The following is a 21,198-nucleotide window of genomic DNA, read 5'->3' as shown; positions in this document are numbered from 1 at the left end:
TGGCCTTTGCGGGTTCTCATTCATCGGTCTCCTCTCTTTCTTCGTCTTCTTCATCCTCTTGCTCGGGCCGCGGCAGCATGCGCGCCAGCGCATCGAAGTCGAAGCGGTTCGCGCAGGCCTGCAGCGCATCGAGCAGCGCGGCATGCGCGGGCGCCTGCTGGCGCGCCTGGCGCAGGCGCTCGCGCAGGGCGGTGGCCTGGCCCGAGCGCGCCAGCCGGGCCAGGTCTTCACGCAGATCGGGCGGGAAGGGGGCGGCTGCCGGCGCCTCCTCTGCCTTGGCCTCTGCCTGCTCTGCACGCGGCGCCGGCAGCAGCACCGGGCGGTTGTCATGCACCCATTCCAGCCGCAGCACGCGCTCGAGCACCTGCAGCAGCTCGGACTCGGTCACGGGCTTGGCGACAAAGCCCTGGCAGCGCGCATCGGCCAGGCGCGGCGGGTCGTTGTCGAACAGGTTGGCCGAGACGAAGACCACGGGCAGCTGCTGCGCATCCCAGCGCGCGCGCAGCAGGGCGGCGGTCTGCCAGCCGTCCAGGTCGTCCATGCTGATGTCCAGCAGCACCAGGTCGGGCGGGCTTTGCTCCACGATCTCCAGGCACTCGCGGCCGCTGGCGGCCTCGCGGATCTCGAAGCCCAGCGGCAGCAGCAGGCCGGCCAGCAGCTGGCGCTGCAGCGGCTGGTCGTCCACCACCAGCAGGGTGCGCCGGGGCGGCAGATAGCCGATGACGGTGTGCAGCGTGGCGGCGGCGCCCGGAGGGACCCAGGACGCGTCGGGCGCCATCTCGGGCAGGTACAGGCGCACGGTGAAGCAGCTGCCCTCGCCGGGCGTGCTGCTCAGGGTGAGCTGCCCGCCCATCAGCTCGGTCAGCAGGTGGGTGATGGTCAGCCCCAGGCCCGTGCCCGCCTCGCTGACGCGCCGCCCCGCGCTGCCGCGCTCGAAGGGCACGAAGATGCGCTCCATGTCCTGCGGTTCGATCCCGATGCCGGTATCGATGACCTCGATGCGCGAGACATGGGGCCTGAAGTCCATGCGCAGCCGCACCTCGCCGCGTTGGGTGAAGCGCACGGCGTTGGACAGCAGGTTGATCAGGATCTGGCGCAGCCGCTTGGCGTCGGCCCGCACCCAGCGCGGCATGGTGCCCAGCGTCTCGACCGAGAACTGCAGCCCCCTGGCCTGTGCCTGGGGCCGCATCATGGCCTCGATGCCGTCGATCAGCGCGGGCAGGGGCAGGGGGGCGAGGTCCAGGCGCAGGCGGCCGGCCTCGATGCTGGCCAGCTCCAGCGATTCGTCGATCAGCGCGCGCAGGTGCTGGCCGCTGTGCTGCATGGTGGACAGGGTCTCGCGCACCCAGCCATCGACCTGCGGGCTCTTGAGCAGGATCTGCGTATAGCCCAGCAGGCTGTTGAGCGGCGAGCGCAGCTCGTGCGTCATGCCGGCCACATAGCGGGTCTTGGCCTGGCTGGCCTGCTCGGCATGGTCCTTGGCGGCCTGCAGCTCGGCATCGGTGCGCTTGTGGGCGGCGATCTCCTGCAGCAGCAGCTGGTTCTGGCGCTCGGACTCGTCCTGGGCCATGCGCCGGCTGTCCGTGCTCAGCACCACCCACCAGGCGGCCACGGCGCACAGCAGGGCCAGCAGCGCGAAGACCTTGAGGAAGGGGATGCGCAGCGCGCCGCCATCGACGCTGCCTGCCTGCAGGCTTTCCTGCATGTAGACCACGCCCACCATGAAGGCCGTCACCGCGCACAGCGACAGCATCACCACCAGGTACTGGCCCGCGCGGAAGTTCACCTTGGTCGCCCAGCGCGGCGGCAGCAGGGCCGAGGCCAGCGCATGCAACTGCTCGCCTGCGCGCGAGCCGGTCTTGCAGCGGTCATGGCAGCGCGACTCCAGCGAGCAGCACAGCGAGCAGATGGGCGCGCCGTAGGCGGGGCAGTGCGCCATGTCCTCGGATTCGAAATGCTTCTGGCAGACGGCGCAGCGCACGGTCTCGCCGGGCTTCCACAGGTTGCCTGCGGGCCGCGCCAGGTAGTAGCGCCCGCCCGTCAGCCAGGCCAGCAGCGGCGACAGCAGCATGGACAGCGCCAGCGCGATGAAGGGCGAGAACGCGGCCGCCGTCTCGCCCAGCAGGCCCGCATAGGCGCAGCAGGCCACGGCGGCGGCTAGCAGCATGGCGCCCGGGCCCACGGGATTGAAGTCGTACAGATGGGCACGGCGGAACTCGATGCCCGGCGGGCTCAGTCCCAGCGGCTTGTTGATGACCAGGTCGGCCACCAGCGCACCCACCCAGGCGATGGCCACGTTGCTGTAGATGGTCAGCACCTTCTCCAGCGCGCCGAACACGCCCAGCGTCATCAGCAAGGTGGCGATGACCACGTTGAACACCATCCACACCACGCGCCCTGGATGGCTGCGCGTGATGCGCGCGAAGAAGTTGGACCAGGCAAGCGACCCCGCGTAGGCATTGGTCACGTTGATCTTGACCTGCGAGATGACCACGAAGACCACGGTCACCGCCACGGCCAGCCCCGGCAGGCCCAGGGCCTGCAGCACCTGCTGGAAGCCCACCAGGAACATCTGCGTGGGCTCGGCCGCGCGCGAGGCATCCACCCCCTCCAGCTGCATGGCCGCGAAGGCGAGAAACGCGCCGCCCGCCATCTTGAGCATGCCCATCACGGCCCAGCCCGGCCCGGCCACCAGCACCGCGCCCCACCAGCGCAGGCGGTTGGCCCGGGTGCGCGGCGGCAGAAAGCGCAGGAAGTCCACCTGCTCGCCGATCTGCACCACCAGCGCGAAGATCACGGCCGCCGCCGCGCCGAACATCAGCGGATCGAACTGGCTGCTGCCCGAGCGCAGGCCGGTGAGGCTGGCGAAGTCGCGGTACAGCTGGGGCTGGGACAGCGCCATCCACACGAAGGGCAGCACCAGCAGGAACAGCCACAGCGGCTGCGTCCAGGCCTGCAGGCGCGAGATCAGCGTGATGCCGCGCATGGCCAGCGGCAGCACCACCAGGGCCGACAACGCATAGCACCACTGCAGCGGCCAGTCCACCACCAGCTGCAGGGCCAGCGCCATGATGGCCGCCTCCAGCGCAAAGAAGATGAAGGTGAAGACGGCGTAGATCAGCGAGGTGATGGTCGAGCCCAGGTAGCCGAAGCCCGCGCCCCGCGTCAGCAGGTCCATGTCCAGTCCGTAGCGCGCCGCGCAGACGGCGATGGGCAGCCCCGTCAGGAAGATCACCAGGCCCACGGTGACGATGGCCCACATGGCGTTGGCAAAGCCGTAGTTCAGCGCAATGGCGCCGCCGATCGCCTCCAGCGCCAGGAAGGACAGCGAGCCGAAGGCCGTGTTGGCCACGCGGAACTCGCTCCAGCGCCGGAAGCTGCGCGGCGTGTAGCGCAGCGCGTAGTCCTCCATGGTCTCGTCGGCCACCCAGGCGTTGTATTCGCGCCGGAACCGAAAGATGGTCTGCGGCGCGGGCGAGGTGCTGGCGGGGCTGTCGGGCGGGGGTGCGGAGTGCATTCCCAGGTCTAGCAAGAAACGTGCGGGGCCAATGCTGGCGCGGCTTTCAAGAGGAGTGCGCGGGGTGCGTACGCAGATGGCTACGTCAATTGACGTATGGGCGGTTTCAAGGGTTCTTCCTAATCTTGGACCCAGCGCGGAAACAAGCCGTAACCGCAACGCCAGTTTTCAGCCACTTGCAGATCACCCAACCGATCCTTACAGGAGAGTCACCATGAGCCACCCCTCCGACCCCCGCACACCTGGTTCCCCCGGCACGGAAATGGGCCGCCGCCGCGTCCTGCAGGCGCTTGGCGCCGCCTCGGTGGCCGGGCTGCCGGCCTGGTCCTTCGCCCAGCCCACGGCCCAGGTCAACACCACCAAGCTGGCCGTGACCGATACCGAGGTCGTCGTGGGCCAGCTGCACTCGGCCACGGGCACCATGGCGATCTCCGAGACCGGCTCCATCCAGGCCGAGCAACTGGCCATCGACCAGATCAACGCCATGGGCGGCATCCTGGGCCGCAAGATCCGCGTGATCAAGGAAGACGGCGCCTCCGACTGGCCCACCTTCGCCGAGAAGTCCAAGAAACTGCTCATCAACGACCGCTGCGCCGCCGTCTTCGGCTGCTGGACCAGCGCCTCGCGCAAGGCCGTGCTGCCCGTGTTCGAGAAGGAAAACGGCCTGCTGTACTACCCCACCTTCTACGAAGGCCTGGAGCAGTCCAAGAACGTGATCTACACGGGCCAGGAAGCCACGCAGCAGATCCTGTACAGCCTGGACTGGGCCAAGGCCGAGAAGAAGGCCAAGACCTTCTTCCTGATCGGCTCGGACTACATCTGGCCGCGCACCTCGATGAAGATCGCGCGCAAGCACATCGAGAACTTCCAGAAGGGCAAGGTCGTCGGCGAGGAGTACTACCCGCTGGGCAGCACCAACTTCGGCTCGCTGGTCAACAAGATCAAGCTGCAAAAGCCGGACTGCATTTTCGTGGCCGTGGTGGGCGGCTCCAACGTGGCCTTCTACAAGGCGCTCAAGGCCGCAGGCATCACGGGTGACAAGCAACTGCTGGTCACGCTGTCGGTGACCGAGGACGAGATGACCGGCGTGGGTGGCGAGAACTTCACGGGCTTCTACTCCTCGATGAAGTACTTCCAGACGCTGGACAACGAGAACAACAAGAAGTTCGTGGCCGCCTTCAAGGCCAAGTACGGCCCCAATGCTGTCATCGGCGACGTCACCCAGGCCGGCTACCTGGGCCCCTGGCTGTGGAAGGCCGCCGTGGAAAAGGCCAAGAGCTTCGACGTGGACAAGGTGGTGGCCGCATCGCCGGGGCTGGAGCTCAAGACCGCGCCCGAAGGCTACGTGAAGGTGGACGCCAACCACCACCTGTGGAGCAAGTCGCGCATTGCCGTGGGGCAGCCGGACGGCACGTTCAAGGTGGTCTCGGAGTCGCCTGAACTCATCAAACCCGATCCCTTCCCCAAGGGTTACCAGTAAGCCCTGATCCGTTCAGGCAGGTGATGCGTGGCGGCCTGCGGCCTGGTGGGCGGGCTGCCGCGTGAATCGTTTCCCCCTCTCCCGATTGGCTTGCGCGCAGGAGCAGCACCATGAGTTTTTCCGACATGATGAACATCGGCCTGATGCAGGGCTTCGCGGGGCTGAGCCTGTTCGCCGTGCTGCTGCTGATGGGCCTGGGCCTGGCCATCATCTTTGGCCAGATGGGCGTGATCAACATGGCGCATGGCGAGTTCATGACCATTGGCGCCTACACCATCTACCTGGGCTCCACGCTCACGGCGCAGCACGCGCCCGAGTTCATGCCCTACTACTTCCCGCTGGCCATCGTGGCCGCCTTCCTGTTCGCCTTCGCGGCCGGCTGGCTGGTGGAGTGGGGGCTGATCCGCCACCTCTACAAGCGCCCGCTGGACACGCTGCTGGCCACCTGGGGCGTGAGCCTGGCGCTGCAGCAGTGCTTTCGCACCTTCATCGGCCCCAAGGAAGTCAGCCCCACCCTGCCTGACTGGCTGATGGGCTCGTGGGCGCCGGCCGAGGGGCTGGACATTCCCATCAACGGCCTGTTCGTGCTGGCGCTGACCGCGGTGGTCACGGCCGGCGTGCTGATCGCGCTGCACAAGAGCCGCTGGGGCCTGCGCGTGCGTGCCACGGTCAGCAACCGCGTGATGGCCAATGCCATCGGCATCGACACCAAGAAGACCGACCGCCTGACCTTTGCCATCGGCTGCGGCATCGCAGGCGTGGCGGGCGCGGCCTTCACCACCATCGGCTCCACCGGCCCCACCTCGGGCTCGCTGTACATCGTGGACGCCTTCCTGGTGGTCACCTTCGGCGGCGCGGCCAGCCTGCTGGGCACCGTGGTCTCGGCCTTCGGCATTGCGCAGACGCAGTCCATCACCGAGTTCTTCCTCGCGGGCTCCATGGCCAAGGTGATCACGCTGTCGCTGATCGTCTTCATCCTGATGCTGCGTCCCCAGGGCCTGTTCGCGTCCAAGGTGCGGCGCTGATCCCGGCGCCTGCCCTGTCCACGAATTCCCCCGCGTTCCCCCGATTTCCCCTGAGTTCACCGGAGTCATTCCATGCAAGCCCTCAAAGCCTGGATACAGCGCTACCAGCTCGCCAGCCTGGTGCTGCTCACCGTCCTGCTGGCGGTGGTGCTGCCCCTGGCGCTGGACATCTTCCGCCTCAACCTGGTCGGCAAGTACCTGACCTATGCCTTCGTCGCCATCGGCCTGGTCATGGTCTGGGGCTATGGCGGCGTGCTCAGCCTGGGCCAGGGCGTGTTCTTCGGCTTGGGCGGCTATGCCATGGCCATGTTCCTGAAGCTGGAGGCGTCCGACCCCATCAGCACCAAGATCCAGTCCACGCCCGGCATCCCCGACTTCATGGACTGGAACCAGCTGACCGAGCTGCCCTCGTTCTGGCTGCCCTTCAAGAGCCTGCCGTTCTCGCTGGCCGCCGTCATCGCCGTGCCCACGCTGCTGGCCTGGCTCATCAGCTTCGCCATGTTCAAGCGCCGCGTGGGCGGCGTGTACTTCGCCATCATCACGCAGGCCGTGGCACTGATCGTCACCGTGCTCATCATCGGCCAGCAGGGCTACACGGGCGGCGTCAACGGCATGACCGACCTCAAGACCCTGTGGGGCTGGGACACGCGCACGGACAGCGCCAAGTACATCCTCTACTACGTCTGCGTGGCCCTGCTGATCGGCGCCATCGTGCTGTGCCGCTGGATACAGACCGGCAAGGTGGGCACCCTGCTGCTGGCCATGCGCGACAAGGAAGACCGCGTGCGCTTTTCCGGCTACGACGTGGCCAACTTCAAGGTCTTCGTGTTCTGCCTGGCCGCTGCGCTGTCGGGCATAGGCGGCGCCATGTTCACGCTGCAGGTGGGCTTCATGTCGCCCAGCTTCGTGGGCATCGTGCCCTCCATCGAGATGGTCATCTACGCCGCCGTGGGCGGGCGCATGAGCCTGGTGGGCGCCGTGTACGGCACGCTGCTGGTCAACGCGGGCAAGACCTATTTCTCGGAGAGCTTCCCGGACCTGTGGCTGTTCCTCATGGCGGGCCTGTTCATCGGCGTGACCATGGCCTTCCCGATGGGGCTGGCCGGCCTGTGGGAAAGCCGCATCGTTCCCTGGTGGAACAGCCGCCGCAAGGGCACGGCACCTGGCGCAGCGCAGCTAGCCCAGGCAGCACCTGCCCCGGCCCCGGCCGCCACCAAGCCCACGTCCGCCCTGTCCGAAGGCATGGGCCGCCAGGGCGCCTGAACCACAGCGGGAGCACACCATGAGCAATACCGACTTCACGCTGGCCGTGGAAGACCTGACGGTCTCCTTCGACGGCTTCAAGGCCATCGACGCGCTGAACCTGTACATCGACAAGAACGAGCTGCGCGTCATCATCGGTCCCAACGGCGCGGGCAAGACCACGCTGCTGGACCTGATCTGCGGCAAGACCCGCGCCACGGCCGGCAGCATCAAGTTCAAGAACGAGGAACTCACGCGCATGGCCGAGCACAAGCGCGTGCGCCTGGGGATCGGGCGCAAGTTCCAGACGCCGTCCATCTACGAGAACCTGTCGGTCTTCCAGAACCTGGAGGTCTCCTACCCGCAAGGCCGCTCGGTCTTCGGCGCGCTGGCCTTCAAGTGCACGGAGGCGGTGCGCGACCGCGTGCAGGCCGTGGCCGCCGACATCGGCCTGGACGAGCGCCTGGACACCGAGGCCGGCCTGCTCAGCCATGGCCAGAAGCAGTGGCTGGAGATCGGCATGCTGCTCATGCAGGAGCCCGAGCTGCTGATGCTGGACGAGCCCATCGCCGGCATGAGCGCCCGCGAGCGCGAACTGACGGCCGAGCTGCTGCAGCGCATCTGCAAGAACCGCTCCGTCATCGTCATCGAGCACGACATGGAGTTCGTCGCGCGCATCGCGCACAAGGTCACCGTCATGCACCAGGGAAAGATCCTCGCCGAGGGTCCCATGGACAAGGTGCAGGCCGACCCCAAGGTCATCGACGTCTACCTCGGCCACTGAGGCACGCACAAGGAATTCACATGCTGCAAGTCAAGGATCTGTACGTGGCCTATGGCCAGAGCGAGGCGCTGCACGGCATCAGCTTCGAGGGCCGCGAGAACGAAACCGTGGCCATCATGGGCCGCAACGGCATGGGCAAGACCACGCTGTTCAAAAGCCTGATGGGCGTCATGCCCGCCAAGAGCGGCCAGATCACCGTGGCCGGCCAGGACGTCACGAAGGACGAGAGCTTCCGGCGCGTGGCCAAGGGCATTGCCTACGTGCCCCAGGGCCGCATGATCTTCCCCACGCTGACCGTGGAGGAGAACATACAGACGGGCCTGGAGAACGCGAAGACGCGCCAGGTGCCCGACGACATCTACGCCCTGTTCCCCGTGCTCTGGGACATGCGCCGGCGCAAGGGCGGCAACCTCTCGGGCGGGCAGCAGCAGCAGCTGGCCATTGCGCGCGCCCTGGTCACCGACCCCAAGGTGCTGCTGCTGGACGAGCCCACCGAGGGCATACAGCCTTCCATCATCAAGGACATCGCCAAGGCGCTCAACGAGATCCGCAAGCTGCGCCGCATCACCATCGTGGTCAGCGAGCAGGTGCTTTCCTTCGCAATGGATGTGGCCGACCGGCTGTTCGTCATCGAGGGCGGGAGATTGGTACATGAAACCGCGCGTGCCGATACCGACGAGCAGCGCATCAAGTCCTACCTCTCCGTCTGATCCGTTTTTTCCCACTGCCATCGCAAGGAGCACACCATGGCCGAAACCCTGATCAAGGTCGATCTCAACCAGTCCCCCTACGACAACCCGCAGGTGCACAACCGCTGGCATCCCGACATTCCCATGGCGGTCTGGGTGGAGCCGGGCGCGGAGTTCAAGCTGGAGACCTATGACTGGACCGGCGGCGCCATCAAGAACGACGACAGCGCCGAAGACGTGCGCGACGTGGACCTGTCCACCGTCCACTTCCTGTCCGGCCCCGTGGGCGTGAAGGGCGCGCAGCCCGGCGACCTGCTGGTGGTGGACCTGCTGGACATCGGCGCGCGCGACGACAGCCTCTGGGGCTTCAACGGCTTTTTCTCCAAGCAAAATGGCGGCGGCTTCCTGGACGAGCATTTCCCGCTGGCCCAGAAGTCCATCTGGGACTTCCACGGCATGTTCACCAAGAGCCGCCACATCCCCGGCGTCAACTTCGCAGGCCTCATCCACCCGGGGCTGATCGGCTGCCTGCCCGACCCCAAGATGCTGGCCAGCTGGAACGAGCGCGAGACCGGCCTCATCGCCACCGACCCCGACCGCATTCCCGGCCTGGCCAACCCGCCCAACGCCACCACCGCCCACATGGGCCAGATGCAGGGCGAGGCGCGCGACAAGGCCGCCGCCGAAGGCGCGCGCACCGTGCCGCCGCGCGAGCATGGCGGTAACTGCGACATCAAGGACCTCTCGCGCGGTTCGCGCGTGTTCTTCCCCGTCTACGTGGACGGCGCGGGCCTGAGCGTGGGCGACCTGCACTTCAGCCAGGGCGATGGCGAGATCACCTTCTGCGGCGCCATCGAGATGGCCGGCTGGGTGCACATGAAGGTCTCGCTGATCAAGGGCGGCATGGCCAAGTACGGCATCAAGAACCCCATCTTCAAGCCCAGCCCCATGACGCCCAACTACAAGGACTACCTGATCTTCGAAGGCATCTCGGTGGACGAAAAGGGCAAGCAGCACTACCTGGACGTGACCGTGGCCTACCGCCAGGCCTGCCTGAACGCCATCGAGTACCTGAAGAAATTCGGCTACAGCGGCGCCCAGGCCTACTCGCTGCTGGGCACGGCGCCCGTGCAGGGCCACATCAGCGGCGTGGTGGACGTGCCCAATGCCTGCGCCACGCTGTGGCTGCCCACGGAGATCTTCGACTTCGACATCAATCCCACGGCCGAGGGACCACAGAAGATCATCACGGGCGGGGTGGACCTGCCCATCGCCCAGGACAAGTAAGCCCGACATACGACACCCGCCATCCACCATCCGCCAGAGGCCGCCCATGCCCACCTATGACTACCACTGCACCGCATGCGGCGGCTTCGACGCGCTGCGCAGCCTCTCACAGCGCAACGAGCCCGCGCCCTGCCCCAGCTGCGAGGCGGCCTCGCCCCGCGTCTTCGTCAGCGCGCCGCGCCTGGCCTGCACCAGCCCCGAACAGCGCCGCGCCCACGACACCAACGAGCGCGCCCGGCACGAGCCCAGGCGCTCACGCGATGTGGCCGAGGGCAGCTACGCGCGCATGCGCCACCCTTCGGGCTGCGGCTGCTGCAGCGGTGCCAGCAAGCGCGGCTCCACGGTCACGGCGCCCAACGGCGCCAAGACCTTCCCGACCAAGCGGCCCTGGATGATCAGCCACTGACCGCGGCCCCTGCGCCGCACCGATGCAAAAAAGGCCCGCGACGCGGGCCTTTGTCCTGCCTGGCCGTCCCGCTCAATGCACGGCGCCGATGAAGCCCGCCAGCTCCGGCGTCTGCGGGCTGGCGAACAGCTGCTTGGCCGGGCCGCTTTCATGGATCAGGCCCTGGTGCATGAACACCAGCTGGTCGCCCACGTCCCGGGCAAAGCGCATCTCGTGCGTGACCATGATCAGCGTCATGCCCTCGGCGGCGAGCTGCTTGACCACGGCCAGCACCTCGTTGACCAGCTCCGGGTCCAGGGCCGAGGTGATCTCGTCGCACAGCAGCACCTTGGGCTGCATGGCCAGCGCGCGTGCAATGGCCACGCGCTGCTGCTGGCCGCCGCTGAGCTGGTCGGGGTAGCTGTCGTACTTGTCGCCCAGGCCGACCTTGGCCAGCATCTGGCGCGCCAGCGCCGCCGCCTCGGGCTTTTTCACGCCCTTGACCACGGTGGGCGACAGGGCCACGTTCTCGCCCGCCGTCAGGTGGGGGAACAGGTTGAACTGCTGGAACACCATGCCCACGTTCAGGCGCAGCGCGCGCAGCTGGGCGGGCGAGGGCGCGCTGCCCTCCGAGCCCTTGAGCACGGCGTCGTCCACCACGATCTGGCCGGACTGGATGGCCTCCAGCCCGTTGATGGAGCGCAGCAGCGTGCTCTTGCCCGAGCCGCTGCGGCCGATGATGGCGACCACCTGGCCGCTGTCCACGCTCAGGTCCACGCCCTTGAGCACATGGTTGTTGCCGTAATGCTTGTGAACGGCGCGCACATCAACGAGCGGCATAGAGTTTCTTCTCCAGATGGGATGCGTAGAGGGACAGGGGCCAGCACAGCAGGAAGTAGCCTGCGGCGACCAGGCCGTAGATGAGGAAGGGCTGGAAGGTGGCGTTGGCCAGCATGGAGCCGAGCTTGGTCAGCTCGCTGAAGCCGATGATCGAGGCCACGGCCGTGCCCTTGATGATCTGCACCGAGAAGCCGACCGTGGGCGCTATCGACAGGCGCAGCGCCTGCGGCAGCACCACATGGCGCATTTGCTGCAGGTAGCCCATGGCCAGGCTGGACGAGGCTTCCCACTGGCCGCTGGGGATGGACTCCACGCAGCCGCGCCAGACCTCGGCCAGGTAGGCGCTGGTGTACAGCGTCAGGCCGATGGCGGCCGCCGTCCAGGGCGAGATGTCCAGGCCGGCCATGGACGAGCCGAAGAACACGATGAACATCTGCATCAGCAGCGGCGTGTTCTGGAAGGCCTGGATATAGGCCTTGGCCAGGCGGCGCAGGTTCTGGCTGCGGCCCACGCGGGCGAGCAGCACCAGCAATCCGGTGGCGCCGCCCAGCACGAAGGCCAGCAGCGACAGCGCCAGCGTGGCTAGCAGGCCCTCGGCCAGCTTGGCCAGGATGGGCAGCAGGGGAATGTCGGCAATCATGCGGCGTCTCCGGCAGTGGTTGCGGGTGCAGCAGGTGCAGCGGGCCGGGTTGCACGCGGCGTGCGGCGGCCCACCACGAAGCGCTGGCCTATCCAGGCCAGCAACTGGCGCAGTGCCAGGGCCAGCACGAAGTACGCCGCCGTCACCACCAGGTAGGTCTCGAACGCGCGGAAGTTGCGCGACTGGATGAAGTTGGCGGCGAAGGTCAGGTCCTGGGCGGCGATCTGCGAGACCACCGAGGTGCCCAGCATCACGATCACGATCTGGCTGCTCAGCGAGGGCCAGACCCGCTGCAGCGCAGGGCGCAGCACCACATGGCGGAAGACCGCCCAGCGGCCCATGCCCAGCGCGCCAGCGGCTTCCAGCTGGCCGCGCGGCGTCTCCTGGATGCCGGCGCGCACGATCTCGGTGATGTAGGCGCCCAGGTTGATCACCGTGGTCAGCAGGCAGGCCTGCCATTCGTTGATCTGCACGCCCAGCGAAGGCAGGCCGAAGAACACGAACATCAGCTGCACCAGGAAGGGCGTGTTGCGTATGCCCTCCACGTACACCTTGAACAGCCAGTGCAGCGGCGCAATGCGCCAGGCGCGGCTGACGCCGCCGGCCACGCCGATGGCGCCGCCCAGCACGGCGCCCGCCGCCGTCAGCACCAGCGTGAAGCCTGCGCCCTGTGCCAGCAGGCCGCTGTAGTCGAACACGGCACCGAAGTCGAATTGATAGGCCATGGAGGGATTTCCGGGAGCAGGGGCGCAGCGGTTACAGGGTGGCGGGCAGCGGCATCTTCATCCAGCGCTGGGACAGGCCGGTCAGGCGGCCGTCGGCCTTGAGCTTGGTGATGATGGCGTCCACCTTCTGCAGCAGCGCCGGCTCGCCCTTGGCCACGCCGATGTAGCAGGGCGTGTCCTCGACTGCGAACTTCGCGTCCAGCTGGCGCAGCCTGGTGCGCTCGTTCACGGCGTTGGCCACGATGTTGCCCAGCGTCACCAGCTGCACCTGGCCCGTCAGATAGCTTTGCGCGGTGGCGTTGTTGTCCTCGTAGCGCTTGATGGTGGCCGAGGCCGGCGCCACCTGCGTGAGGGCCAGGTCCTCGGTGGAGCCGCGCGTCACGCCCACGGTCTTGCCGGCCAGGTCGGCAGGGGCCTTGATGCTCACGTCCTTGGGGCCGTAGACGCTCTTGGGGAAGGGTGCATAGGCCTGGGTGAAGTCGATCACCTTGGCGCGCTCGGCGTTCTTGCCCAGGCTGGAGATGACGATGTCGGCCTTGCCCGTGGTCAGGAAGGGGATGCGGTTGGTGCTGGTCACGGGCACCAGCTCCACCTTCACGCCCAGCTCCTGGGCGACCAGGGCGGCCATGTCGATGTCATAGCCCTGCAGCTTCAGGTCGGTGCCCAGCGAGCCGAAGGGCGGGAAGTCCTGCGGAATCGCCACGCGCAGCACGCCGGCCTTCTGGATGTTGGCCAGCATGTCGGCATGGGCTGCGCCGCCCAGGCCGGCAGCGGCCAGGGTGGCGGCCGCCAGGGCGGTGCGGATGAATGCGCGGCGGGGTGTCAGGGGGGAAGTCATGCGAAAGCTCCTTCGGAAGGTGGGGTGAGGCGAAAGGAAAGCGGGTCAGGGTCGGGCGCAGATGTATCGGGCGCTGTTGCGTCGGGCGCCGTTGCGTCGGGCGCCGCCGCGTCGTCCGGTGTGTCGAGATCGATGCCGCTGCGCCTGGCGGCCGACAGCAGGTGGGCGCGCATGGCGCCCGCGGCACCCGGCGCATCGCCGGCGCAGACGGCCTGCACGATGGCGTCGTGCTCGCGCACGGGCTGGTCGTCGGCGCCGCTCCAGGCAAACGGCAGGCGCAGGCTGTGGCTGATGGCCAGCTCCAGCTGGCGCGCCATGGCCACCAGGCCCGGGTTGCCCGACAGCTGGGCCAGCAGCAGGTGGAACTGCAGATCGGCGTCGGCGGCGGCCAGCAGGTCGCTGCGGGCGAGGGCGTGGGCCAGCTGGGACTGGGTCCATTGCAGCTGGCGCAGGCCGCTGTCGTCGGCGCGCACGGCCGCCAGCGCGGCCCAGCCGGGCTCCAGCACCAGGCGCAGCTCGATCAGCTGGCGCGGCGACAGCGTGCCCAGCGCCGGGGTGGCATAGGCGCGGTGCATGCGTGCACGGCCGCTGTGCGGGCCGTTGATGCGCACGCCCTTGCCCGGCTGGATCTCGACCAGGCCCAGGGCCTCCAGCATGGACAGCGCCTCGCGCAGCGAAGCGCGGCTGATGCCCAGCTGCCGGGCCAGCTCGCGCTGCGGCGGCAGCTGGCTGCCGCCGGGGTAGTGGCCGCTCAGGATGTGCTGCTGCAGCGTCTGGGCCATCGAGATCGGAATGCTTTGCATGGGCTGGCGAGGGTGGAGGGTTTTGGCCTGACTGGTCAGACCACGTACCCAGCAGATAGCGAATTGCGTGCCAGATGCAAAAAAAGGAGCGTTGTCTTCAGGCATTGCAAAGAATCCGGGGCGATGGGACATCGACAATCCGCCCCGAAGGCGCCGCCGGCGGCCCGCGCTGCCGCGCTTTGGTGCAGTGCCGCATGGCTTTGTGCAGGCCTGCCCCGAATGCGGGCGTAAAACCCGCACTGCAGGCCGCCGCCAGCCGCCGTAGAATCCCGGGCTTTGGCCCGAGGAGCGTTGCAGCGCGGCACCCGCCCATCCGTACACCGGATCGCGTGTCGCGTCAGGCTTGGGCCAGGTGCAGGTTCCCGGCCGGACCGCGCCCACGGTGCCAACGACGCTCACCTGTTGCCATGCCGTTTTTGCAGGTGAGCTTGATGTCGTCCTCTTTCACTCCCCCTCCCATGCGTCTGTCGGGCCTGGAGCCTGTCTCCATCGGCGAGGGCACGCTGTTCGTCAACGTGGGCGAGCGCACCAACGTCACGGGCTCCAAGGCCTTTGCACGCATGATCCTCAACGAGCAGTACGAGGAAGCGCTGTCCGTGGCACGCCAGCAGGTGGAAAACGGCGCCCAGGTGATCGACGTGAACATGGACGAGGCCATGCTGGACAGCAAGGCCGCCATGGTGCGCTTCCTGAACCTCATCGCCTCCGAGCCCGACATCGCCAAGGTGCCGGTCATGGTGGACAGCTCCAAGTGGGAGGTCATCGAGGCCGGCCTGCGCTGCCTGCAGGGCAAGGGCATCGTCAACTCCATCTCCATGAAGGAAGGCCTGGATGAATTCAAGCGCCAGGCCCGGCTGATCAGGCGCTACGGCGCGGCCGCCGTGGTCATGGCCTTCGACGAGAAGGGCCAGGCCGACACCTACCAGCGCAAGATCGAGATCTGCGAGCGCGCCTACCGCATCCTGGTGGACGAGGTGGGCTTCCCGCCCGAGGACATCGTCTTCGACCCCAATATCTTCGCCGTGGCCACCGGCATCGAGGAACACGACAACTACGCCGTGGACTTCATCGAGGCCGTGCGCTGGATCAAGAAGAATCTGCCCGGCGCCAAGGTCTCGGGCGGCGTCTCCAACGTGAGCTTCAGCTTCCGCGGCAACGACCCCGTGCGCGAGGCCATCCACACCGTGTTCCTGTACCACGCCATCTCGGCGGGCATGGACATGGGCATCGTCAACGCCGGCATGGTCGGCGTCTATGACGACCTGGAGCCCCAGCTGCGCGAGCGCGTGGAAGACGTGGTGCTCAACCGCCGCCCTGACGCCGCCGAGCGCCTGCTGGAGATTGCCGACGCCGCCAAGGGCGCCGCCAAGGACGACAGCAAGAAGCTCGAATGGCGCGGCACGCCCGAGAACCCGAAGACCGTGGGCGAGCGCCTGTCGCACGCCCTGGTGCACGGCATCACCGACTTCATCGTCGTCGACACCGAAGAGGCCTACCAGCAGATCGTGGTGCAGGGCGGCGGCCGCCCGCTGCACGTGATCGAAGGTCCGCTCATGGACGGCATGAACATCGTGGGCGACCTGTTCGGCGCCGGCAAGATGTTCCTGCCCCAGGTGGTCAAGTCGGCGCGCGTGATGAAGCAGGCCGTGGCCCACCTCGTGCCCTACATCGAAGAGGAAAAGCGCCAGCAGGAAGCGGCGGGCCTGGACGTGTCCAGCAAGGGCAAGATCGTCATCGCCACTGTCAAGGGCGACGTGCACGACATCGGCAAGAACATCGTCACCGTGGTTTTGCAGTGCAACAACTTCGAGGTCATCAACATGGGCGTGATGGTGCCCTGCCATGAGATTCTGGCCCGGGCCAAGGCCGAGGGCGCGGACATCATCGGCCTGTCGGGCCTGATCACGCCCAGCCTCGAAGAGATGCAATACGTCGCCGGCGAGATGCACAAGGACGACTACTTCCGCATCAAGAAGATTCCGCTGCTGATCGGCGGCGCCACCTGCTCACGCGTGCACACCGCCGTCAAGATCGCGCCCAAGTACGAAGGCCCCGTGGTCTACGTGCCCGATGCCTCGCGCAGCGTCAGCGTGGCCCAGAGCCTGCTGGGCGAGAACAAGGGCAACTACCTGGCCGAGATCCAGGCCGACTACGACAAGGTCCGCACCCAGCACGCCAACAAGAAGAAGACACCGCTGTGGCCTCTGGCAAAGGCCCGCGCCAACGCCACGCCCGTGGACTTTTCCCAGGCCCCCGTGGCGCCGCGTGCCCTGGGCCGGCGCGTGTTCCGCAACTTCGACCTGGCCGAGATCGCCGAGTACATCGACTGGGGCCCGTTCTTCCAGACCTGGGACCTGGCCGGCCCCTATCCGGCCATCCTCGACGACGAGATCGTCGGCGTCGAGGCGCGCAAGGTGCTGGCCGACGGCCAGGCCATGCTCAAGAAAATCATCGAAGGCCGCTGGCTGCAGGCCAACGGCGCCATCGGCCTGTTCCCGGCCAACCGCGTGGGCGATGACATCGAGTTCTATGCCGACGAGTCCCGCAGCCAGGTGCTGATGACCTGGTACGGCATGCGCCAGCAGACCGAAAAGCAGATGGTGGAAGGCCCGGATGGCCAGCCCGTGATGCGCCCCAGCCGCTGCCTGTCCGACTTCGTGGCCACCCAGGAATCGGGCATCCACGACTACGCGGGCCTGTTCGCCGTCACGGCCGGCATCGGCGCCGAGAAGAAGGACAAGGAGTTCCAGGACGCGCTGGACGACTACTCCGGCATCATGTTCAAGGCCCTTGCCGACCGCCTGGCCGAGGCCTTCGCCGAATGCCTGCACCAGCGCGTGCGCAAGGACCTGTGGGGCTATGCGCCCGACGAGGACCTCAGCAACGAAGCGCTGATCAAGGAGCAGTACAAGGGCGTGCGCCCCGCGCCCGGCTACCCGGCCTGCCCCGACCACAGTGCCAAGACCGACCTGTTCGCCGTGCTCAAGGCCGACGAGATCGGCATGACCCTGACCGAAAGCCTGGCCATGAACCCGGCCTCCAGCGTCAGCGGCTTCTACATCGGCCACCCCGACGCCGTCTACTTCAACGTCGGCGAGATCGGCGAGGACCAGCTCGCCGACATGGCCGCGCGCCGGGGCATGGACATCGAGGAACTGCGCCGGTTGCTGGCGCCGAATCTGGGGTGAGAACGTTTGTCCGCGCGGACTGGTGCCGCGCGTTGCAAGAAAAAAGCCAGGGCATGCCCTGGCTTTTTCATGGACGCCGCCGCAGCGGCATTCAGCGCTCGATCAGAGCCCGATTTCCTTGTTGTACGCCTTGCGCGCCGCCACGGCCGTGTCCGTGAAGTCGGTGAACACGCCGTCGATGCCCAGGCGGTAGTAGGTCAGGTATTCCTGCACGGGGTCGCCCTTGTACAGGCCGGCCAGGCGGCCCGGCTCGTTGCGGAAGGTGAAGCTGTGCACGATCAGGCCGGCCTTGTGGGCGTCGCGGATCAGGCCCGTGTCCTTGACGGTGTTCACGTCCTTGAGGCCGGCGCCGTCCTTGTAGGGCACGACGGAGTGGGCCAGGACCTGGGGCTTCCAGGGGCCGATGCCGTCTGCATAGGTCTTGATGTCGGCCAGGCCTGCGGGCGTGAGCATGGCGGCGAAGGTGCGGGCGTCGCCGGCCAGGGTCCAGCTGTAGGGGCGGCCGCTGATGAAGGTCCACTCATCGTTGGTGATGTAGACCATGGAGCCGTCGCGCAGGCTGAAGTCGTTGCCGTCGATCAGCTGCACGCCCTTGGCCTTCATGCCGGCCTGGCGCAGGTACTTGAGGCTGGCCGGGTCGAAGCTCTGGATGTAGATGGCCGAGTCCTTGGCGTTGAGCTTGTTCTGGTCCAGCAGCTTGATCACCGCGTCTTCAAACGGGCGCGAGCCGGGCGCGCCGCAGCCGTTGGCGATCGCCTGCTGGTTGTTCCAGTAGGGGTTCTTGGTCTCGGCGTAGACGGGGATGGTGCGGCCCAGGGCCTTGCCCTTGGCGGCGGCGATGTCCAGCACGTCCTGGGCGCTGATCAGGGGCAGCTTGCCGTTCCACTCGGTGGGGCGCTCGCTGCGGTTGTCCAGGATGGTGCCGGTCAGCCAGCTGCGCAGCTCTTGCAGCGTGAAGTCGCTGATGGACCAGTCGTTGCGATGGTCCTCGCCATCGACCACCAGGGCCTTGAGCACGGACTTGGGATCGTTGGCATCGAGCTGGTCGCTCAGGTATTGCGAGGGGCCGTTGGCAGGCACGGCGGGGTACTTCACGTTGACCAGCACGCCGGCCGTGGTGCGCTGGCGGCGTGCCACTTCGGCATTGGTCTTGGCTACGTCGGCCACGTTGGTGCTGTCGCTGAGCCAGGCGTTGTGGCGGGCGACCAGCTGGCAGTCCTTCGTCATGTGCATGTCGAGTTCGAGCATGTCCGCGCCTGCATCGGCGGCGGCCTCGTAGGCCATGCGCGTCTGCTCCGGGAACTTGCCCGAGAAGCCGCGGTGGGCGATCACCTGGGGCTGCTTTCCGTCGAGCGTGAGGTAGAACGAGCCGCCGTCACCGCCGCAGGCCGTGAGGACTGCAGCCGCGCACAGGGACGCGAGCAGGGGAGTGCGGGAAAAGGACATAGGACGTTGGGTCATATCCGAAGCAGTGGTGGGTTGATGAACGGCGCGCAATGCGCCAACTCAGCAGCGTATGCAGTCAGCCGTGTCGGCACCATGACAGTGCGTCCCGTATGACCCAGATTGGCGTTTTAGCGACGGTCGACGGAAATTTGCCGACCCTCCGACACAGGGTTATCCCCCGAACAGGGGCGCCAGCGTGGCGCGCAGGCGGTCGCTGGCGTCGGGCGCCTCGGGCGGGCGGATCTCCAGCGAGCGTTCCACCGTGCCGATGTGCTCCAGCAGCAGGGCCTTGGCGCCCTCGGTATCGCCGCGCTCCAGCGCCTCGACGATGCGTTCGTGCTCGGCGCAGGACTGGCTGGCGCTGTGCGTGGACTGGAACAATGTGGCCGCCAGCGTGGTGCGGGCCGTGAGGTCGCGCAGGGTGAGCGCCAGCAGGCGGTGGCCCATCTGCTCGGCCAGGCAGACGTGGAAGTCGGCCAGCAGGAAGGCGCGCGTGGCCGCGTCGGCGCCGGCAATGGCTTCCTGCTCCTGGGCGATGTGGCGGCGCAGCTGGCCGATCACGCTTTGCAGGGGGCGGCCGGCCTCGCCCAGGATGCCGGTCTCGATGATGCGGCGCGCCGCGAAGGCGTCCTGCGCCTCCTCGGCCGAGGGCTGGACCACGTACCAGCCGCGCCGGGGCTGCACCTGCACGAAGCCGCGCGCCTGCAGCTGCATCAGCGCCTCGCGCACCATGGTGCGGCTGACCGCGAAGTTGTCGGCCAGCTCCTGCTCCCCCAGCCGTTCGCCGGGCGCCAGTTTCTGGGCCAGGATGGCTTCGACGACGCGCTCGGCGATGTGCTGGGGGCTTACAGGTGTCATTGCGTTGCAGGGTGGGCAGGAGTCACGGTTGCGGGGACGGCGGCGGCGCCGGAGGGCTCGGCGTCGGGCCCCTGATTGTCGGCCAGGCCGTTGAGCACGGCATGGGCGCGCTCGCGGTCGATGTCACCTTCCCAGGCCGCGATGGCCACGGTGGCCACGCAGTTGCCGATCAGGTTGCCCAGCGCGCGGGCAATGCCCATGAACCAGTCCACCGACAGCACCAGCACCAGGCCGATGGCGGGGATGGCCGGAATCGCATGCAGCGTGGCCGCCAGCACCACGATGGCCGAGCCCGGCACGCCGTGCGCGCCCTTGGAGGTCACCAGCGCAATCGCCAGGATGGTCAGCAGGTCGGCCATGCCGATGGGCGTGTTCGTGGCCTGGGCGATGAACACGGCCGCCAGCGTGATGTAGATGGAGAAGGCGTCCAGGTTGAACGAGTAGCCCGTGGGAATCACCAGGCCCACGGTGGAGTCGCGCACGCCCATGTTGCGCAGCTTGGCCATGATCTGGGGCAGCACGCTGTCCGAGGAGGTGGTGGCGAAGACCACCATCAGCTCCTCGCGCAGGTAGCGCAGCAGCTTGATCAGGCTGAAGCCCGAAAAGCGCATCACCAGCCCCAGCACCACGAAGACGAAGAAGATCACCGCCACGTAGAACAGCAGCACCAGCATGCCCAGCTGCTTGAGCGAGCCGATGCCGTACTGGCCCACGGTGAACGAGATTGCACCCAGCACGCCCAGCGGCGCCAGCTTGATGAGGATGCCCATGATCTTGAACAGCACGTTCGACAGCGTGTCGATCAGCGCATGCACGGGCGCGCCGCGCTCGCCCAGCATGGTCAGCGCGCAGCCGAACAGCACGGCGAACAGCAGCACCTGCAGCACGTCGCCCGTGGCAAAGGCCTGCACCACGGTGGTGGGGATGAGCTTCATCAGGAAGTCCACCGTGCCGCCGCTGGTCAGCTTGTCGGCGTTGCTGGCGTAGGCGCTCATGGCCGAGGCGTCGAGCTTGCTCGGGTCCACGTTCATGCCCGCGCCGGGCTGGAACACGAAGGCCAGCACCAGGCCCAGCACCAGGGCGATAGTGGTCAGCACCTCGAAGTAGATCAGCGACTTGACGCCGACCCGGCCCACGCGCTTGAGGTCGCCTGCGCCCGCGATGCCGTGCACCACCACGCAGAACACCAGCACGGGAATGATCATCTTGATGAGCTTGATGAAGCCATCGCCCAGGGGCTTGAGCTTCACGGCCCATTCAGGGGCCAATATTCCGGCGAGCACACCCAGGATGAGTGCGATCACCACCTGTCCGAACAGTGATCTGGCAAAGCGGCGCATAGTCGTCTTTCGCAAGTTGTGGAATCTTGTATGCAAGTGGATTTACAACTTGCATGCAAGAATGTAGACAAGCGAAACGCGTGCCAGCAGAGGGTATTCCCTGCAGATTTG

At 67.3% G+C, this 21,198-nt stretch carries 17 protein-coding genes and 1 riboswitch; of the genes, 8 read left to right on the top strand and 9 right to left on the bottom strand.

Annotation, left to right across the window (positions count from 1 at the left end):
- Window positions 1–16 precede the first annotated feature (16 nt).
- Window positions 17–3,517 carry a hybrid sensor histidine kinase/response regulator gene (locus tag BO996_RS01920; RefSeq protein ID WP_071953870.1) on the bottom strand — a complete coding sequence of 1,167 codons (3,501 nt, stop codon included), beginning with the start codon at window positions 3,515–3,517 and terminating at the stop codon, window positions 17–19.
- A 214-nt stretch (window positions 3,518–3,731) separates the two neighbouring features.
- Here BO996_RS01920 and urtA point away from each other — a divergent pair, with 214 nt between their 5' ends.
- The 7 genes from urtA to BO996_RS01885 all read left to right on the top strand — a co-directional run bounded on the left by urtA (window position 3,732) and on the right by BO996_RS01885 (window position 10,430).
- Complete coding sequence (gene urtA / locus BO996_RS01915; protein ID WP_012202159.1) at window positions 3,732–4,997, top strand: urea ABC transporter substrate-binding protein; 1,266 nt, start codon at window positions 3,732–3,734, stop codon at window positions 4,995–4,997.
- 110 nt (window positions 4,998–5,107) lie between these two features.
- Window positions 5,108–6,022 (top strand): urea ABC transporter permease subunit UrtB, encoded by a 915-nt coding sequence (gene urtB / locus BO996_RS01910; protein WP_013800106.1) that lies wholly within the window; start codon window positions 5,108–5,110, stop codon window positions 6,020–6,022.
- Window positions 6,023–6,094: 72 nt separating this feature from the next.
- On the top strand, window positions 6,095–7,285 hold the full coding sequence (gene urtC, locus BO996_RS01905; protein ID WP_071953869.1) for an urea ABC transporter permease subunit UrtC: 1,191 nt from the start codon (window positions 6,095–6,097) through the stop codon (window positions 7,283–7,285).
- A 19-nt stretch (window positions 7,286–7,304) separates the two neighbouring features.
- Complete coding sequence (urtD, locus tag BO996_RS01900; RefSeq protein ID WP_012202162.1) at window positions 7,305–8,048, top strand: urea ABC transporter ATP-binding protein UrtD; 744 nt, start codon at window positions 7,305–7,307, stop codon at window positions 8,046–8,048.
- Window positions 8,049–8,068: 20 nt separating this feature from the next.
- On the top strand, window positions 8,069–8,758 hold the full coding sequence (gene urtE / locus BO996_RS01895) for an urea ABC transporter ATP-binding subunit UrtE (RefSeq protein ID WP_012202163.1): 690 nt from the start codon (window positions 8,069–8,071) through the stop codon (window positions 8,756–8,758).
- A 36-nt stretch (window positions 8,759–8,794) separates the two neighbouring features.
- Window positions 8,795–10,024, top strand: coding sequence for a formamidase (fmdA, locus tag BO996_RS01890; RefSeq protein ID WP_013800108.1), 1,230 nt, complete (start codon window positions 8,795–8,797; stop codon window positions 10,022–10,024).
- A 46-nt stretch (window positions 10,025–10,070) separates the two neighbouring features.
- On the top strand, window positions 10,071–10,430 hold the full coding sequence (locus BO996_RS01885; protein ID WP_012202165.1) for an FmdB family zinc ribbon protein: 360 nt from the start codon (window positions 10,071–10,073) through the stop codon (window positions 10,428–10,430).
- 72 nt (window positions 10,431–10,502) lie between these two features.
- On the opposite strand, the gene BO996_RS01880 is transcribed toward BO996_RS01885, so the two are convergent.
- The 5 genes from BO996_RS01880 to BO996_RS01860 are packed head-to-tail and all read right to left on the bottom strand — an operon-like array spanning window position 10,503 to window position 14,255.
- Window positions 10,503–11,249 carry an amino acid ABC transporter ATP-binding protein gene (locus tag BO996_RS01880; protein WP_016448706.1) on the bottom strand — a complete coding sequence of 249 codons (747 nt, stop codon included), beginning with the start codon at window positions 11,247–11,249 and terminating at the stop codon, window positions 10,503–10,505.
- Window positions 11,236–11,889, bottom strand: coding sequence for an amino acid ABC transporter permease (locus BO996_RS01875; RefSeq protein ID WP_071953868.1), 654 nt, complete (start codon window positions 11,887–11,889; stop codon window positions 11,236–11,238). Before BO996_RS01875 ends, BO996_RS01880 begins: the two co-directional genes overlap by 14 nt.
- The gene (locus BO996_RS01870) at window positions 11,886–12,614 is read right to left on the bottom strand and encodes an amino acid ABC transporter permease (RefSeq protein WP_071953867.1); all 729 of its coding nucleotides are present in this window, start codon (window positions 12,612–12,614) and stop codon (window positions 11,886–11,888) included. Before BO996_RS01870 ends, BO996_RS01875 begins: the two co-directional genes overlap by 4 nt.
- A gap of 31 nt (window positions 12,615–12,645) precedes the next feature.
- The gene (locus BO996_RS01865; protein ID WP_071953866.1) at window positions 12,646–13,452 is read right to left on the bottom strand and encodes a transporter substrate-binding domain-containing protein; all 807 of its coding nucleotides are present in this window, start codon (window positions 13,450–13,452) and stop codon (window positions 12,646–12,648) included.
- Window positions 13,449–14,255, bottom strand: coding sequence for a FadR/GntR family transcriptional regulator (locus tag BO996_RS01860; protein WP_026062625.1), 807 nt, complete (start codon window positions 14,253–14,255; stop codon window positions 13,449–13,451). The genes BO996_RS01865 and BO996_RS01860 overlap by 4 nt, the downstream gene beginning before the upstream one ends.
- A 277-nt stretch (window positions 14,256–14,532) precedes the next feature.
- Window positions 14,533–14,659, top strand: a riboswitch (S-adenosyl-L-homocysteine riboswitch).
- A 54-nt stretch (window positions 14,660–14,713) separates the two neighbouring features.
- On the opposite strand from BO996_RS01860, the gene metH reads away from it, so the two are divergent.
- Window positions 14,714–17,443: a methionine synthase gene (gene metH / locus BO996_RS01855; protein WP_083571109.1), complete on the top strand. Its 2,730-nt coding sequence runs from the start codon at window positions 14,714–14,716 to the stop codon at window positions 17,441–17,443.
- Window positions 17,444–17,545: 102 nt separating this feature from the next.
- Here the strand turns inward: metH and BO996_RS01850 are convergent, their stop codons facing one another.
- The 3 genes from BO996_RS01850 to BO996_RS01840 form a co-directional block, all read right to left on the bottom strand.
- Window positions 17,546–18,889, bottom strand: a complete 1,344-nt coding sequence (locus tag BO996_RS01850; RefSeq protein WP_034397710.1) for a glycerophosphodiester phosphodiesterase family protein — start codon at window positions 18,887–18,889, stop codon at window positions 17,546–17,548.
- A 171-nt stretch (window positions 18,890–19,060) separates the two neighbouring features.
- Entirely contained in the window at window positions 19,061–19,747 is a 687-nt protein-coding gene (locus BO996_RS01845) for a GntR family transcriptional regulator (protein WP_034397712.1), read from the bottom strand.
- Window positions 19,744–21,087, bottom strand: coding sequence for a C4-dicarboxylate transporter DctA (locus BO996_RS01840; RefSeq protein WP_043823239.1), 1,344 nt, complete (start codon window positions 21,085–21,087; stop codon window positions 19,744–19,746). The genes BO996_RS01845 and BO996_RS01840 overlap by 4 nt, the downstream gene beginning before the upstream one ends.
- Window positions 21,088–21,198 lie beyond the last annotated feature (111 nt).

This window comes from Delftia sp. HK171 (assembly GCF_001886655.1).
Classification (GTDB): Bacteria; Pseudomonadota; Gammaproteobacteria; order Burkholderiales; family Burkholderiaceae_C; genus Comamonas; species Comamonas acidovorans.
The sequence above is the reverse complement of the archived record's forward strand: the minus strand, read 5'-3'. Positions and strand labels throughout refer to the sequence as shown.